The organism is Duganella sp. Root1480D1, from assembly GCF_001427305.1.
Classification (GTDB): domain Bacteria; phylum Pseudomonadota; class Gammaproteobacteria; order Burkholderiales; family Burkholderiaceae_D; genus Rugamonas.
On record NZ_LMFZ01000019.1, the window covers coordinates 25,260 to 41,461 of the forward strand.

Genomic DNA, 16,202 nt, shown 5'->3' on the forward strand with positions numbered 1-16,202 from the left:
CATGTTAAGCAGAATTATCCAGGCTTGCATAGGCCATCGCTGGCTGGTCATGTTCGCCGTATTGGCCATGGCCGTGCTGGGCGCGGTCAATTACAAGAAGCTGCCGATCGACGCCGTGCCGGACATCACCAACGTCCAGGTGCAGGTCAACACCGCTGCCGCCGGCTATTCGCCGCTGGAAGTAGAGCAGCGCATCACCTTCCCGATCGAGTCGCTGATGGCCGGCTTGCCGCGCCTTGAGCAGACCAGGTCCCTGTCGCGCTATGGACTGTCGCAGATTACCGTGGTGTTCAAGGACGGCACGGACATCCATTTCGCGCGCCAGTTGATCAGCCAGCGCATCCAGGATGCACGGGCCCAGCTTCCGGCGGGACTGACGCCGACCATGAGCCCCATCGCCACCGGCTTGTCCGAAATCTACCTGTGGACGGTGGACGCGGCGCCGGATGCCCGCAAGCCGGACGGCACGCCGTACACGCCGACCGACCTGCGCGAAATCCAGGATTGGATCATCAAGCCGCAATTGCGCAACGTTCCCGGCGTCACGGAGATCAACTCGATTGGCGGCTACGACAAGGAATACCTGGTTGCGCCGACACCGGCCAAGCTGGCGTCGTATGGCCTGAACCTGTCGGACGTGGTGACCGCGCTGGAACGCAATAACGGCAACGTCGGCGCCGGCTATATCGAGAAAGAGGGCGAACGGTACCTGCTGCGTGCACCGGGGCAGCTCAAGTCGGTGGCGGACATCGGCAATATCGTGGTCTCCACCATCGAGGGCGTGGCCGTGCGTATCGCCGACGTCGCAACAGTGGGCGTCGGCGCCGAGCTGCGCACCGGCGCCGCCACCCGCAACGGGCGTGAAGTGGTGCTGGGAACCGTGTTCATGCTGATCGGCGAAAACAGCCGCGCGGTGGCGCTGGCGGTCGACAGGAAGATGGTCGACATCAACCGCAGCCTGCCTGCCGGTGTTTCAGCCACGCCGGTGTACAACCGCACGGTACTGGTTGAAAAGGCGATCGACACCGTCAAGCGCAACCTGCTGGAAGGCGCCGTGCTGGTGATCGGCGTGCTGTTCCTCTTTCTCGGCAACCTGCGCGCGGCGCTGATCACCGCGATGGTGATCCCGCTGTCGATGCTGTTCACCTTCACCGGCATGGTGGCCAATAACGTCAGTGCCAACCTGCTAAGCCTGGGCGCGCTCGATTTCGGCATTATCGTCGATGGCGCCGTGGTGATCGTTGAGAACTGCGTGCGGCGCCTGGCGCATGCGCAGCAGCACGCCGGACGGCCGCTCACGCGCGAAGAGCGTTTCACCGAAGTCTTTGCCGCGGCACACGAGGCGCGCAGGCCACTGCTGTTCGGGCAGTTGATCATCATGATCGTGTACCTGCCGATCTTCGTGCTGTCCGGGATCGAAGGCAAGATGTTCCACCCAATGGCGTTCACCGTGGTGACGGCCTTGCTGGGCGCCATGCTGCTGTCGATTACCTTCGTGCCGGCCGCCGTGGCGCTGTTCATGAACAAACCGGTGCGCGAAGAGGAAGGACGCCTGATGCTGGCCGCCAGGCGCCGCTATGGCGAACTGCTGGACTACGTGATGGCCAACCGCCCGGTGGTCTTCACCGCCGCCGGGTTGGTGCTGGCGCTGTCCGTTCTGCTGGCAACGCGCCTGGGCACCGAGTTTGTGCCCAACCTGAACGAAGGCGATTTCGCGGTGCTGACCGTGCGCATTCCAGGCACGGGACTCGGCCAGTCGGTGCAGATGCAGCAGCAGATCGAAAAAACGCTGGTGGCGAAATTCCCCGAGATTGCCAACGTCTTCGCGCGCACCGGCACTGCGGAAATCGCATCGGACCCCATGCCGCCCAGCATTTCAGACGGCTACATCATGCTCAAGCCGGAGAGGGAATGGCCGAAGCCGAAGCGCAGCCGCGATGAGCTGCTGGCCGCGATCCGCAGCACGCTGGAGCAATTGCCGGGCAATAGCTATGAGTTCAGCCAGCCGATCCAGTTGCGCGTGAACGAGCTGATTTCGGGCGTGCGCAGCGACGTGGCGGTGAAGGTCTTCGGCGACGACCTTGATGTGCTGAACGCGAAAGCGACCGAGATCGGCGCAATTCTAGGTAGGATTCCCGGCGCCTCCGGCGTCAAGGTGGAACAGACCACTGGCCTGCCGATGCTGCAGATCCAGGTTGACCGTGAACGTGCGGCGCGGCTTGGCCTCAACATCGCCGAAGTCCAGGAGCTGATTGCCACCGCCACTGCGGGCCGGGAAGCGGGCGCCATGTTCGAAGGAGACCGCCGCTTCGACATTGTGGTGCGCTTGCCGGAAGCGCTGCGGTCGGACATCGAACTGCTCAAGCGCTTGCCGGTGCCATTGCCGAAGAAGGAGGGCGCACGGCCCGCCTATGTCACGCTGGCCGAAATCGCCACCTTCGACACAGCGCCCGGCCCGAACCAGCTAAGCCGCGAGCAGGGCAAGCGCCGGGTGGTGGTGACCGTCAATATGCAGGGCCGCGATATCGGTTCCTTCGTCGAAGAAGCGCAGCAAGCCATCCTGAAGGGCGTGAAGCTGCCGGCCGGTTACTGGCTGGCCTGGGGCGGGCAGTTCGAAAACCTGCAAAATGCCGCGCAGCGGCTGAAAGTAGTCGTGCCGGCATCTTTGGCGCTGGTGTTCGCACTGCTGTTCCTGATGTTTAACAACGCCCGCGACGGTGCGCTGGTGTTCACCGGCATTCCGTTCGCGCTGACCGGTGGCATCTTCGCGCTGTGGATGCGCGGGATACCGATGTCGATATCGGCTGCCGTCGGATTCATCGCGCTGTCCGGTGTCGCCGTGCTGAACGGGCTTGTGATGATTTCCTTTATTCGCAGCCTGCGTGAGCAGGGGCAGCCGCTGGCCGATGCTGTGCGCAACGGCGCGCTGGTACGCCTGCGGCCAGTGCTGATGACAGCCCTGGTGGCATCGCTCGGTTTCGTGCCGATGGCGATCGCTACCGGCACCGGTGCGGAAGTACAGCGCCCGTTGGCGACCGTGGTGATTGGCGGCGTGTTGTCTTCCACGACACTGACGCTGCTGCTATTGCCCTTGCTGTATTGCCTCGCCTACAGCCGCAAGGGAGAATCCAGCCAGCTTGTCCCAGCCGGCTTGGCAGGGTAGTAGAGTGCCTCTTCAAAAATAACCACAAGTCATTGATTTGACGGGAATAGTGGTTATATCACCTTGATTGGGGAGATTTTAACTAGATTAATTCTCTCCAATTGTCACTAATTTAAGCCGAATTGCGGTAAATCTTTCACTAAATAATAAATATATATAAGCGAAACATCTCGTTACGAAGGATACACGGCTATACTTCTGGCTGCAAAAAATTCCATACGAGAAATAGATGTTGTGCAAAAGAATAGGTGTGGCCGCGCAGCTTGCGCTCGGCCTTGGCGCAGCTTTGCCTGCGCTGGCGCAGGTCGATCCTGCATTGGCAAACCAGGAACTGCAACGCCAGGAACAGCGTGAACGCGAACGTGCGCGCCAGGACGAGGCCAAGCCCGACGTGCGCCTGCAGCGCGAAACCAGGTCCACACAAGCGGTTTGGCCGGAAAGCGAATCGCCATGCTTCCCGATCCGCCGCGTATTCCTGGAAGGCGAGCTGGCCGGCCAGTTCCAGTGGGCGCTGAAAGCTGCCGACGGCGCGCTGGGCCGCTGCCTGGGCAGCGCCGGCATCAATGTCCTTGTGGGCGAAATCCAGAACGCACTGGTCGCGCAAGGCTTTGTTACGGCACGTGTGCTGGCGGCCCCGCAGGATTTGCTGGGTGGTGAACTGCATTTGAAACTGGTGCCGGGCCGCATTCGTGCACTGCGCTATCCGGAACAGCAGCCGTCGTTCGGCAATGCACTGCCGCTGTCGGCCGGAGAATTGCTGAACCTGCGCGACATCGAGCAGGGCCTGGAGAACCTGAAACGCGTGCCCGGCGCACAGGCAGATATCGAGATCATGCCTGGCGAGCAGCCTGGCGACAGCGACCTGCAGGTGAAATGGAAGGGTGGCCGCGCCTACCGCTTCAGCGCCTCGGTGGACGACAGCGGCAGCCGTTCGACCGGCACTTACCAGGGCGGGCTCACGCTTTCGGTCGACAATCCCTTTGGCCTGCAAGACCTGTTCTACCTGACCGTCAATCGCAACGTGCCGGGCGACAGCCCGGAGGGTGAGTACGGCACCAGCGGTTACGCGCTGCATTACTCGGTGCCGTTCGATTACTGGCTGCTCTCGCTGCAATTGAATGATTACCGCTACCGCCAGACTGTGGCCGGCGCTTTCCACGATTATGTCTATCGCGGTACCAGCAACACGGCTGAACTGAAACTCTCGCGCCTGGTGTATCGCGACGCAACGCGCAAGACCACACTGTCGCTGCGCACCTACCAGCGCGGCAGCCGTAACTACATCGACGACATGGAAGTCGAAGTGCAGCGCCGCCGCATGGCAGGCTTCGTGGCAGGCATCTCGCACAAGGAATTCATCGGCCCGGCCACCCTGGACAGCAACCTGACCTGGAAATTGGGCACCAGCTCCTACGGCAGCCTGCCGGCGCAGGAAGAAGCCTTTGATGAAGGCACCGCACGCCCGCGCATCTTCAACGCCGACGTCACACTGAACTGGCCCTTGACCAAATCCCTGACGTACCAGGCCGCCTGGCGCCGCCAGTGGAACCGCAGCAAGCTGATTCCGCAGGACCGCTTTGCGATCGGCGGCCGTTACACCGTGCGCGGCTTCGACGGCGAGGCCAGCCTCTCGGCCGAACGTGGCTGGCTGCTGCGCAATGATCTGAACTGGACCATCCCGGAGACCCGGCACCAGTTCTACTTCGCGCTGGACCACGGCGTGGTCTCGGGCCCGTCCGCGCCGCTGCTGCGCGGCACCCACCTGACCGGCGCCGCCATCGGCTGGCGCGGCCAGTTCGGTGGCCTGAGCACGGACCTCTTCGCGGGCAAACCGGTCAGCAAACCGGACGCCTTCCGCACCGCCAGCGTTGCCACTGGCTTCAATATGAATTACGAATTCTGAGCATCATGAATAAACTTCGCTACCGTATCGTTTTCAATAAAGCACGTGGCATGCTGATGGCTGTGGGCGAGTGTGCCCGCAGTTGCAGCAAAGGCGCCGGCCAGACCGACGCCCTCGATAGTTCGGCACCGGCCGCCTTTGGGCATCCTGCGCTGCGCCGACTGACCTTGCTGTTCGGGGCTGCCTTTGGCGGATTCCTTTTGGCCAGCCATGTACAGGCGCAGATCATCGCCGATCCAAAGGCGCCGAGCCAGAACCAGGCCATCGTGCTGAAGGCAGCCAACGGCGTGCCGCAAGTGAACGTGCGCGAGCCAAGTGCGGCTGGCGTGTCGCGCAACGTCTATTCGCAGTTCGACGTGGCGAAGGGCGGCGCGATCCTGAACAACTCGCGCGTGAACGTGCAGACGGAATTGGGCGGTTGGGTTGAGGCCAATCCATGGCTGAAGGCGGGCGCAGCGAAGGTTATCCTGAACGAAGTCAATTCCAATAACCCTAGCGCGCTGCGGGGCTACATTGAAGTGGCGGGGCAGAAGGCGGAAGTGGTGATCGCCAACCCGTCCGGCATTTCCGTGGACGGCGGCGGCTTTATCAACGTGAGCCGCGCGACGCTGACTACCGGTTCGCCATTCATGACGGATGGCAGGCTGGCTGGCTACGACGTGCAGCGCGGCCAGATCGTGATCGATGGCGCCGGGCTGGATGCGAGCAAGACCGATTACACGGCCCTGATCAGCCGTTCCGTGAGCCTGAATGCAGCTTTGTGGGCGCAGCGCCTGAATGTGATTACGGGTGTGAACAAGGTTGCGGAAGCTGATACGGCGAAGGTATCGGAGACCATGCAGGCTGCCGATTCGGCGCCGCAGTTCGCCATCGACGTTTCGCGCCTTGGCGGCATGTATGCCAACCAGATTTACCTGATCGGCACCGAGGCCGGCGTGGGTGTGCGCAATGCGGGCACGATCGGCGCGGCGGCAGGCGAGCTGGTAGTCACCAGTTCCGGCCGGCTGGAAAATATCGGCAGTCTCGCGGCCAGCCAGGCACTGCGCCTGCAGGTAGCGGATGCTGTTGTCAACGATGGCACTTCCTACGCACGCGAGGCCGTGCAGGTGACTGCCGGCGGAAAATTGAGCAACAGCGGTACCGTAATTTCAGATGGAACGCTGCAGGTGACCGCGGCCGGTGTATTGGACAATAGCGGCACAATCAACGCGCAGACTGCGATGCAGTTGACGGCGGACAGTCTCACCAACCGCAAGATGATCAGCAGCGGCGGCCGCCTGGCCGCGACGTTGCGGGGCGATGCCGATAACCGGCAGGGAACGATGCAGGCGGAAAGCGTGGCGCTGGACAGCATCGCCGGCCAACTGCTCAATCAGTCCGGCAAGATCGTGCAGAGTGGTGCTGCGGCGCTGGAAATCACGGCCACCACGTTGCATAACACGAACGGCGGTCAGGTTGGTACTTCCGAGCAGGCTACCGGCAATACTGGCGGCAGCTCAAACGTCGACACTGGCGGCACCGGTGGCGCGGGTGGGGGCAGCACTGGCAGCGCTTCGGGAGCGGGAACCGGAACTGGCTCCGGCGACAGCGGAACCAATGGCTCCGGCGCCACTCCAACGGTTCCTGTGCCAAACGGCTGGCTGCACCTCGCTGGCGCGATCGACAATGATGCAGGCCGGATCCTTTCCGGTGGCCCAGTGAATCTTGCGATCACGAGTCTGGAGAACGTTGGCGGCAAGATGGCGCTGGGCTCCCTGACTGTCAACGGCGGCAGCCTGGATAACCATGGTGGCAGCCAGCTATCGGTCCAGTCGGACCTGTCCCTGCGCATTCCGGTGTTCGACAACCGTGATAGCCAGCTGCAGGTTGGCGGTGGCTTCACTGGCGACGTCCAGTCATTTAACAATTACAATGGTTCCTTGTCAGCCGTTGGCGACCTGCAGTTGCACACCAGCGTGATCGCCAATCACGGCGGCCAGCTGGTGAGCGGCGGGCGCGGCTCGCTCCTCGCGGACGGTGCACTCGATAATGGCAGCGGAACGGTAAAAAGTGCCGGTGGGCTGATCGTCACTGCTGGGGGTTCGCTTGATAACTCGGCTGGCACGATTGAGGCCGCTGGTCGCGGTGCGGACCTGCAGCTGCAAGCCGCATCGATCAGCAATACGCTAGGCCGTATCGTCAGCGATGGCGCGGCCTCGCTCAGCACTCCAGGAACTGTTGGCAACCATGACGGCCTGATTTCGGCGAGGGACAATCTTACAATCGCTGGCGCAGACCTGGGCAACGCTGTCAGCGGCGGGCTCACGACCAGCACTGGCATCCTGAGCCAGGCCGGAAACGTGAACCTGAATGTGCAGCACCTCACCAACAGCGGCAGCGTGTTTGCCGCCGCAGACTTGAACACTCGCTCCGGCTCGCTCGATAACAGCGGCACGCTGTATGCAGGTGGCCAGCAAGGTTTGGACGTCAGTAATGCGGTCACCAATAGCGGCACGATTGCAGCGGCACATAACCTGACGGCCAGCGCCGGTAGCTTGACGGGCACCAGCAACAGCGTACTGGCCGCCGGCATGGCGACCGATGGCCAGCTCACCGGAGCAGGGGCCTTGTCCGCCACCACCACAGGTGCATTGCAGATAGCGGGGCAAGCACTGGCAACCGGTAATGTCGGCCTCAATGGCGGCAGTCTGGACCTGAGCAACAGCACCACCGGCAGCACCGCAGGCAATGTCAGCCTCACTTCACTAGGCGGCAGTTTGTCGACCCGCCACGCCAAGGTGAGCGCGGCGGGGCAACTGACCGTCGCAGCACACCAATCGCTGGACAACACCGCCGGCCAACTCACCGGCGCGCAACTGCAGATCCATGCTGGCCAACTGGAAAACAGCCAAGGCCAGATCCAGCAAACCGGCAGCGGCACGCAGACCGCCAGCATCCAAAGCACCGGCGCCTTGATCAACAGCGGCGGCCGCATCCTGGCTAACGCGCAGCACTTTACGCTCAATGTTGGTGGCGCCCTCACCAATACTGACGGCCTGGTCGGCCATGCGGGCACCGGCGAGCTCACGATGAGCGCGGCCAGCCTGGACAACACCCGTGGCCAGGTCACTGGCAATGGCGCCGCCACGCTGAATAGCGCAGGCGACATTGTCAATAACGACGGCCTGATCTCGTCGCAGGGCAATCTTGGCATCGCTGGCGCGAACCTGGGCAACACCACCAGCGGCACGCTCACCACAGCCACTGGCATCCAGAGCCAGGCCGGCAATGTGCATCTGGACGTGCACGACACCGCCACGCTGAATAGCGCAGGCGACATTGTCAATAACGACGGCCTGATCTCGTCGCAGGGCAATCTTGGCATCGCTGGCGCGAACCTGGGCAACACCACCAGCGGCACGCTCACCACAGCCACTGGCATCCAGAGCCAGGCCGGCAATGTGCATCTGGACGTGCAACAGCTGACAAACAACGGCAGCGTGGTTGCCGCACAGGACTTGAACGTCAGTGCCAGCGCAGTGAACAACAGCGGCACGCTGTACGCAGGCGGCCAGCAAAGCCTGACCGTCAGCAACGCCATCGCCAACAGCGGCACGATCGCAGCCGCACATGACCTGACGGCCAACGCAGGCAGCCTGACCGGCACCAGCAACAGCGTGCTGGCCGCCGGCATGGGCACCGATGGCCAGCTCACCGGAGCAGGGGCCTTGTCCGTCACCACCACAGGCGCATTGCAGACAGCGGGGCAAGCACTGGCCACCGGCAATGTGAATCTCAACGGCGGCAGCCTGGACCTGAGCAACAGCACCACCGGGAGCACCGGCGGCAATATCAACCTGACCGCACAAAGCGGCAATTTGTCGACCCGCAACGCCAAGGTCAGTACGCCAGGCCAACTGACCGTCGCAGCGCACCAGTCGCTGGACAACACCGCTGGCCAGCTCACCGGCACGCAATTGCAGATCCACGCTGGCCAACTGGAAAACAGCCAGGGCCAGATCCAGCAAACCGGTACCGGCGCACAGACCGCCAGCATCCAAAGCACCGGCGCCTTGATCAACAGCGGCGGCCGCATCCTTGCCAATGCACAGGACTTCATGCTCGGCGCTGGTGCATTGACCAACACCGATGGCCTGGTTGGCCATGCGGGCACCGGCCAGCTCACGATGAGCGCGGCCAGCCTGGACAACACTCGTGGCCAGATCACCGGCAATGGTACCGCCACGCTGAATAGCGCAGGCGACATTGTCAACAACGACGGCCTGATCTCGGCGCAGGGCAATCTTGGCATCGCTGGCGCGAACCTGGGCAACACCACCAGCGGCACGCTTGCCACAGCCACTGGCATTCAGAGCCAGGCCGGGAATGTGCATCTGGACGTGCAGCAGTTGAGCAACAACGGCAGCGTGGTTGCCGCACAGGATTTGAACGCTAGTGCCAGCGCAGTGAACAACAGCGGCACGATGTACGCTGGCGGCCAGCAAAACCTGACCGTCAGCAGCGCCGTCACCAACAGCGGCACGATTGCAGCTGCGCGTGACTTGACAGCCAGCGCAGGCAGCCTGACCGGCACCAGCAGCGGCGTACTGGCCGCCGGCATGGCAACCGATGGCCAGCTCACCGGAGCAGGGGCCTTGTCCGTCACGACCACAGGAGCATTGCAGACAGCGGGGCAAGCACTGGCGACCGGCAATGTGATTCTCAACGGTGGCAGTCTGGACCTGAGCAACAGTACCACCGGCAGCACTGGTGGCAATGTCAGTCTAACCGCACAAAGCGGCAATCTGTCGACTCGCCACGCCAAGGTCAGCGCGGCGGGGCAACTGACCGTCGCAGCGCACCAGGCGCTGGACAACACCGCTGGCCAGCTCACCGGCACGCAATTGCAGATCCATGCCGGCCAACTGGACAACAGCCAAGGCCAGATCCAGCAAACCGGCAGCGGCGCGCAGACGGCCAGCATCCAAAGCACCGGTGCGCTGAACAATAGCGGCGGCCGCATCGTCGCCAATGCGCAGGACTTCACGCTCAATGCTGGTGGCGCCCTCACCAACACCGATGGCCTGGTTGGCCATGCGGGAACCGGCCAACTCACGATGAGCGCGGCCAGCCTGGACAACACCCGTGGCCAGGTCACTGGCAACGGCGCCGTCACGCTGAATAGCGCAGGCGACATTGTCAATAACGATGGCCTGATCTCGGCGCAGGGCAACCTTGGCATCGCTGGCGCGAACCTGGGCAACACCACCAGCGGCACGCTCACCACAGCCACTGGCATCCAGAGCCAGGCCGGCAATGTGCATCTGGACGTGCAAGCGCTGGGACACTACGNCTTGGCATCGCTGGCGCGAACCTGGGCCTTGGCATCGCTGGCGCGAACCTGGGCAACACCACCAGCGGCACGCTCACCACAGCCACTGGCATCCAGAGCCAGGCCGGCAATGTGCATCTGGACGTGCAGCAGCTGACCAACAACGGCAGCGTGGTTGCCGCACAGGACATGAGCGCCAGTGCCAGCGCAGTGAACAACAGCGGCACGCTGTACGCGGGCGGCCAGCAAAACCTGACCGTCAGCAACGCCATCAGCAACAGCGGCACGATTGCAGCCGCGCATGACTTGACAGCCAGCGCAGGCAGCCTGACCGGCACCAGCAACAGTGTACTGGCCGCCGGCATGGCCACCGATGGCCAGCTCACCGGAGCAGGGGCCTTGTCCGTCACCACCACAGGCGCGCTGCAGACATCAGGGCAAGCACTGGCGACCGGCAATGTGATTCTCAACGGTGGCAGCCTGGACCTGAGCAATAACACCACCGGCAGCACCGCAGGCAATGTCAGCCTGACCGCACAAAGCGGCAATTTGTCGACCCGCAACGCCAAGGTCAGCACGGCGGGCCAACTGACGGTCGCAGCGCACCAGACCCTGGACAACACCGCCGGTCAACTCACCGGCGCGCAATTGCAGATCCATGCTGGCCAACTGGATAACAGCCAGGGCCAGATCCAACAAACCGGCAACGGCACGCAGACGGCCACCATCCAAAGCACCGGCGCCTTAATCAACAGCGGCGGCCGCATCTTGGCTAACGCGCAGGACTTCACGCTCAATGCCGGCGGCGCCCTCACCAATACTGAGGGCTTGATCGGCCATTCCGGCGCCGGTCAATTCACCTCGAACACGGCCAGCCTCGACAACACTCGCGGCCGGGTCGTGGCGAACGGTAACGCCACGATTTTCAGCGCTGGCGATGTCAATAACAGCAGCGGACTGGTCTCCGCCCAGCAGAACCTGAACTTCAACGGTGCCAGCTTCGATAACAGCCAAGGCAAGCTGGTATCGGTGCAAAACGCCCTGACCCTGCACACCACACAAAATGCGGTCACCAACACAGGCGGCCTGATCCAGGCAGCACAGGACTTGACCCTGTCACTCGACGGTGGCGGCAACAGTCTGCAAAACGCACAGGGCCAGATCGTGGCCGGCCATGACGCCAACCTGTCGACAGGCCGCCTGACCAACGACGCGGGACTCGTGACGGCTGGACATGACCTGCGCATCAATACGCATGGCCAGAGCCTGAGCAACCTCGATACGCGCGGCAACCAGATTGGACTCGTGTCAGCCGGCCAGCTCGACATCCAGAGCGGCACACTGGACAACCGTTCCGGCCTGATCAGCGCCCAGACCGGCTTGGACATCACCAGCAGCGGCACCGTCAACAATGCCTCAAGCAACGGCCAGTCCAGCCTGATCTACAGCGGCGGCAACCTGAACCTGCAAGGCGCCGGTCTGGATAACACCGCCAGCCAGGTCCTCGCAGTGCGGGACGCGAATATCGCATTGGGCGGCGGCCAGCTGACCAACACGGCTGGCCTGGTACGTGTAGGCCAGACCCTCAACCTGCAAGCTGCCAACATCAACAACACGGCCACCCTGGCCTTGAACGGCGACGGCACCCCGCAGGCGATGGGCGTGGAAGCGAATGTCCTCAACATCACAGCCTCGAACCTGGACAACACCCAGGGCGCAATGCGTGCCGGGCAGGACCTGTCCATCCATAGCGACGGCCAGATAGCCAACAACTCCGGCGAACTGAGCGCCGGCCGCACCTTGCAAATCAGCGCCGACCTAGCCGCCACGCCAAGCCTCAACCTCAGCAACAACGCCGGCCAGATCGTGGCAGGACAAAGCATCGGCGTGCGCACCGGCACCTTGAGTGGAATCGGCAGCATTGCATCCCAAGGCGACGTCAGCCTCAGCTTGCAAGGTGACTACACTTTGACGGGAACGCTGCAAGCCGGCCACGACCTGCAATTGCAAACTACCGGCGCGCTGTTCAACCCCATCTCACTCCAGGCCGGCAATAACCTGAGCGTCAGCGCCGGCTACCTGGAAAACCAGGCCGGCGCCGAGATCCTCAGCGGCCAGGCCACGACACTGGCTGTCGGCAGCCTGGTCAACCGCGGCCTGATCGACGGCGCCGACACCCGCATCCAGAGCGGCATCGTGGACAACGTGGGTACGGGACGCATCTACGGCGACCGTATCGCCATCAACGCGCCGACCGTGAACAACCTGGAAGAAGCGATCGCCGGCGTCACGACAGCGGCCACCATCGCCGCACGCCAGCGCCTGGACATCGGCGCGCAATATCTCACCAACCGCGAAGGCGCTCTGATCTACAGTGCCGGCGACATGGCCATCGGCGGTGCACTGGACGGCAACTGGCAAGCCGCCGGCAGCGCCCAACTGGTGAACAATAACAGTGCCACGATTGAAGCGGCCCAGTCTCTTACCCTTGCCGCCGACAGCATCCGCAATACCGACGAACATTTCACTACTGCCTTGCAGCAGGTGAGCCAGACTCACTTGCTGGAATACCAGGGATCGGCCACATCCATTCGCTACAAGGAAGGCGATCCGGGTGTTTATACCTTCATTGAAGAGACGGTCCATCTGAGGACGCCGGACGCTCCGGCTCCGTATTACGCGTGGGAGAACAACTGGTTCTCTTACGACTTCAACCGCACTGTCACTGAAACCGTAGTGACGCACAGCGATCCTGGAAAAATCATCGCCGGCGGCGGTATCAACCTGTTCTCCAGCTCCGTCTTGAATGACAAGAGCCAGATCGTGGCCGGCGGTGCCCTCACGGTGTTTGGAACCACGGTCAACAACGTGCAGGCCCAGGGGACGCGTACCACTGCAGACAACGGCACGGTCACCGAGCACTGGCGCATTGAAAGAAGCGGCAAGGACAAAGATGGCACGGCGATCAGTGGATATGCTCCGGCGCCGGTGACGCAGGACATTTCGTTGACAGTCGCGCGCAACGACCAGTTTGTAGCCGGTGCGGCGACCGGCAGCGCGCCTGCCACCAGCGCACGGACGGCGGTGCAAGCCCAGTCCAGCACAACCGGCACGGTTAACAGCACCAGTACCGCAGTCGGCCTGAACAACGTGGCCGGTACCCAGGCGGGATCGGCCAGTGGCAGCGGCTCGGCCGCGCATGCCAACGGCCAGGTGCAGACGCGCCATGTGAGCAGCGGCCAAGCCCAGGACGACGCCATCGCAAGCAGCACCGGGCAGACCGTCCATGCGGCTGCCGCAAGCAGCGCACAAGCCCAGGCTAGCGCCATTGCGGGCAGCACCGGGCAAGATGTCGCGATCACTGCCGCGACAAGCGCGCAGGCCCAGGGCAACGGTGCTGCGCAGCAGGCCGCGAGCAAAGTATCCCAGCCAACCGGCGGTGCCTCGACGCCAGGCACCGTGCCGGGTGTTCCGGCCGTCGGTACGGTCATCTCCGTCCAGCCTAACCTCCAACTGCCGACTGCGAGCCTGTTCAAGACGCATGCGGATGGCCAGTCCGCTTATCTGGTTGAGACCGATCCCAAATTCACCCAATACAAGCAGTGGACTTCCAGTGACTACCTGCTGGATAAGCTGGCTGTCGACCACTCCACCACACAAAAGCGCTTGGGCGATGGATTCTACGAGCAAAAGCTGGTGCGCGAGCAGGTGCTGGCACTGACCGGCCATCGCTTCCTGGCCGATTACAGCAACGACGACCAGGAATACAAGGCCCTGATGGATAACGGCCTGACCTACGCCAAGCAATGGAACCTGCGACCCGGCGTTGCCCTGAGCCCGGAACAGGTGGCGCAGCTGACCTCCGACATCGTGTGGCTGGTCACGAAAGAAGTGACTCTGGCGGACGGCAGCAAGCAAAACGTGCTGGTGCCGCAGGTCTATGTGCGTGTGCGCCCAGGCGACGTGGATGGCAGCGGCGGCCTGCTGTCCGGCAGTGACGTCAACCTGAACCTGTCCGGCGATGTCACCAACAGCGGCACCGTCGCGGGCCGCAACCTGGTGCGCATCAGCGCCGACAACATCCGGAATATGGGCGGCACCRTGAGCGCCGACACCCTGGCGCTGCAGGCGACCAGGGACATCGACAACATCGGCGGCRTAATGCAAGCGCAAAGCGCCGCCGTGCTGTCGGCCGGCCACGACCTGAACATCACCACCACCACGCAAAGTTCCAGCAACAGCGTCGGCGCCAACAGCTTCAGCCAGAGCGGTATCAACCGTTTGGCCGGCTTGTATGTGAGCGGCCCGGCCGGTGTACTGCTGGCCAGCGCCGGCAACAACATCACCCTGACGGCGGCGCAGGCCAGAGCGGTATCGCCAACAGCTTCAGCCAGAGCGGTATCAACCGTTTGGCCGGCTTGTATGTGAGCGGCCCGGCCGGTGTACTGCTGGCCAGCGCCGGCAACAACATCACCCTGACGGCGGCGCAGATCATCAACGCCGGCAACGGCCCAAGCCAGCTCAGTGCAGGCAACAACCTGAACCTGAACACCGTCAGCGCCGGCAGCAGCCAGAGCATCGTGCGGAACGCCAGCAACCATATGAGCCAGAGCGCCAGCCAGGACGTGGGCACGCAGATCCGCACCAACGGCGCGCTGACCCTCAACGCAACAACATCACCCTGACGGCGGCGCAGATCATCAACGCCGGCAACGGCCCAAGCCAGCTCAGTGCAGGCAACAACCTGAACCTGAACACCGTCAGCGCCAGCAGTAGCCAGAGCATCGTGCGGAACGCCAGCAACCATATGAGCCAGAGCGCCAGCCAGGACGTGGGCACGCAGATCCGCACCAACGGCGCGCTGACCCTCAACGCTGGGCAGGACATCAACGTCAAGGCCGCCACCATCAATGCGGGGCAGGCGTTGAATGTCACCGCCGGTCGCGACCTGAACATCACGGCGGGCCAGGCTACCCAAAGCGCGGACGGGTCATTCCAGCGTACCAAGAAAAACGGCTACACCTCGAAAACCACGATCACCACGCACGACCAGTCGCAAAGCACGGTGGCCCTCGGTTCCAGTCTGCAGGGCCAAAGCGTGAACCTGGGCGCGGGCCAGAACCTGCTGCTCTCGGCCAGCGATGTGATGGCGGAACGTGACGTCAACATGTCCGCCGGGCGCAACCTGAGTATTCTCAGTGCCGAGGAAACCAGCAAGTCGGACAGCAGCTACCAGATGAAGAAGTCCGGCTTCAGCATCGGCTATTCGTCGGGCAATCTCAGTGCCGGCTACGGCAAGTCGAGCAGTTCCACCCAAAGCAACCTGGAAACGGTGACCCAGCATGGTTCCAGCGTCGGCGCCCAGAACGGCAGCGTCAAGCTGAAATCCGGCGAAACGCTGCAAGTGGTGGCCTCCGACATCGCCGCCAAGGAAAACCTCACCCTGATCGGCAAGAACGTCGACCTGGCCGCGGCGCAGAACACCTCGGTGGGCCAGCAGACCAGCCAGAGCAAGGCTTCCGGCTTCTCGGCTGGCTTCACGGTCAACCCGCTGGCCGCGTTCAAGGACGCCTACAAGGAAGACACCAAGAGCACCAAGAATGGCAGCTTTATTGGCCGGGAAATCGGCAAGGCCGAAGGCGTGGCCGACGGTGCCCGCGCCGCGATGACGGTTGCCACCTTGCAGTTCGGCTCCCACAGCAAGAACAGCACGGAAAACCACGCCACCAGCGAAGCACGCACCAGCACCCTCACTGCCGGCAAGGACCTGACCATCCTCGCGACCGACGGCTCGATCACCAGCCAGGGCACGCAGATGAGCGCCC

The 16,202-nt window shown here is 63.1% G+C and carries 6 protein-coding genes; all 6 read left to right on the top strand.

Annotated features, from left to right (window positions below; translation table 11 throughout):
- Window position 1: 1 nt before the first annotated feature.
- Window positions 2-3,163: an efflux RND transporter permease subunit gene (locus ASD58_RS17650; protein ID WP_057262539.1), complete on the top strand. Its 3,162-nt coding sequence runs from the start codon at window positions 2-4 to the stop codon at window positions 3,161-3,163.
- 250 nt (window positions 3,164-3,413) lie between these two features.
- Complete coding sequence (locus tag ASD58_RS17655; protein ID WP_229210014.1) at window positions 3,414-5,066, top strand: ShlB/FhaC/HecB family hemolysin secretion/activation protein; 1,653 nt, start codon at window positions 3,414-3,416, stop codon at window positions 5,064-5,066.
- A gap of 5 nt (window positions 5,067-5,071) precedes the next feature.
- The coding region (locus ASD58_RS32815; RefSeq protein WP_373994455.1) for a filamentous hemagglutinin N-terminal domain-containing protein at window positions 5,072-10,397 on the top strand (5,326 nt) is incomplete at its 3' end.
- Between the two features lie 343 nt (window positions 10,398-10,740).
- Complete coding sequence (locus tag ASD58_RS32820; protein WP_373994456.1) at window positions 10,741-14,805, top strand: beta strand repeat-containing protein; 4,065 nt, start codon at window positions 10,741-10,743, stop codon at window positions 14,803-14,805.
- Window positions 14,787-15,062, top strand: coding sequence for a hypothetical protein (locus tag ASD58_RS17670; RefSeq protein ID WP_057262543.1), 276 nt, complete (start codon window positions 14,787-14,789; stop codon window positions 15,060-15,062). The genes ASD58_RS32820 and ASD58_RS17670 overlap by 19 nt, the downstream gene beginning before the upstream one ends.
- Before the next feature lie 14 nt (window positions 15,063-15,076).
- A partial coding sequence (locus tag ASD58_RS17675) for a hemagglutinin repeat-containing protein (protein ID WP_229210016.1) occupies window positions 15,077-16,202 on the top strand: 1,126 nt, incomplete at its 3' end.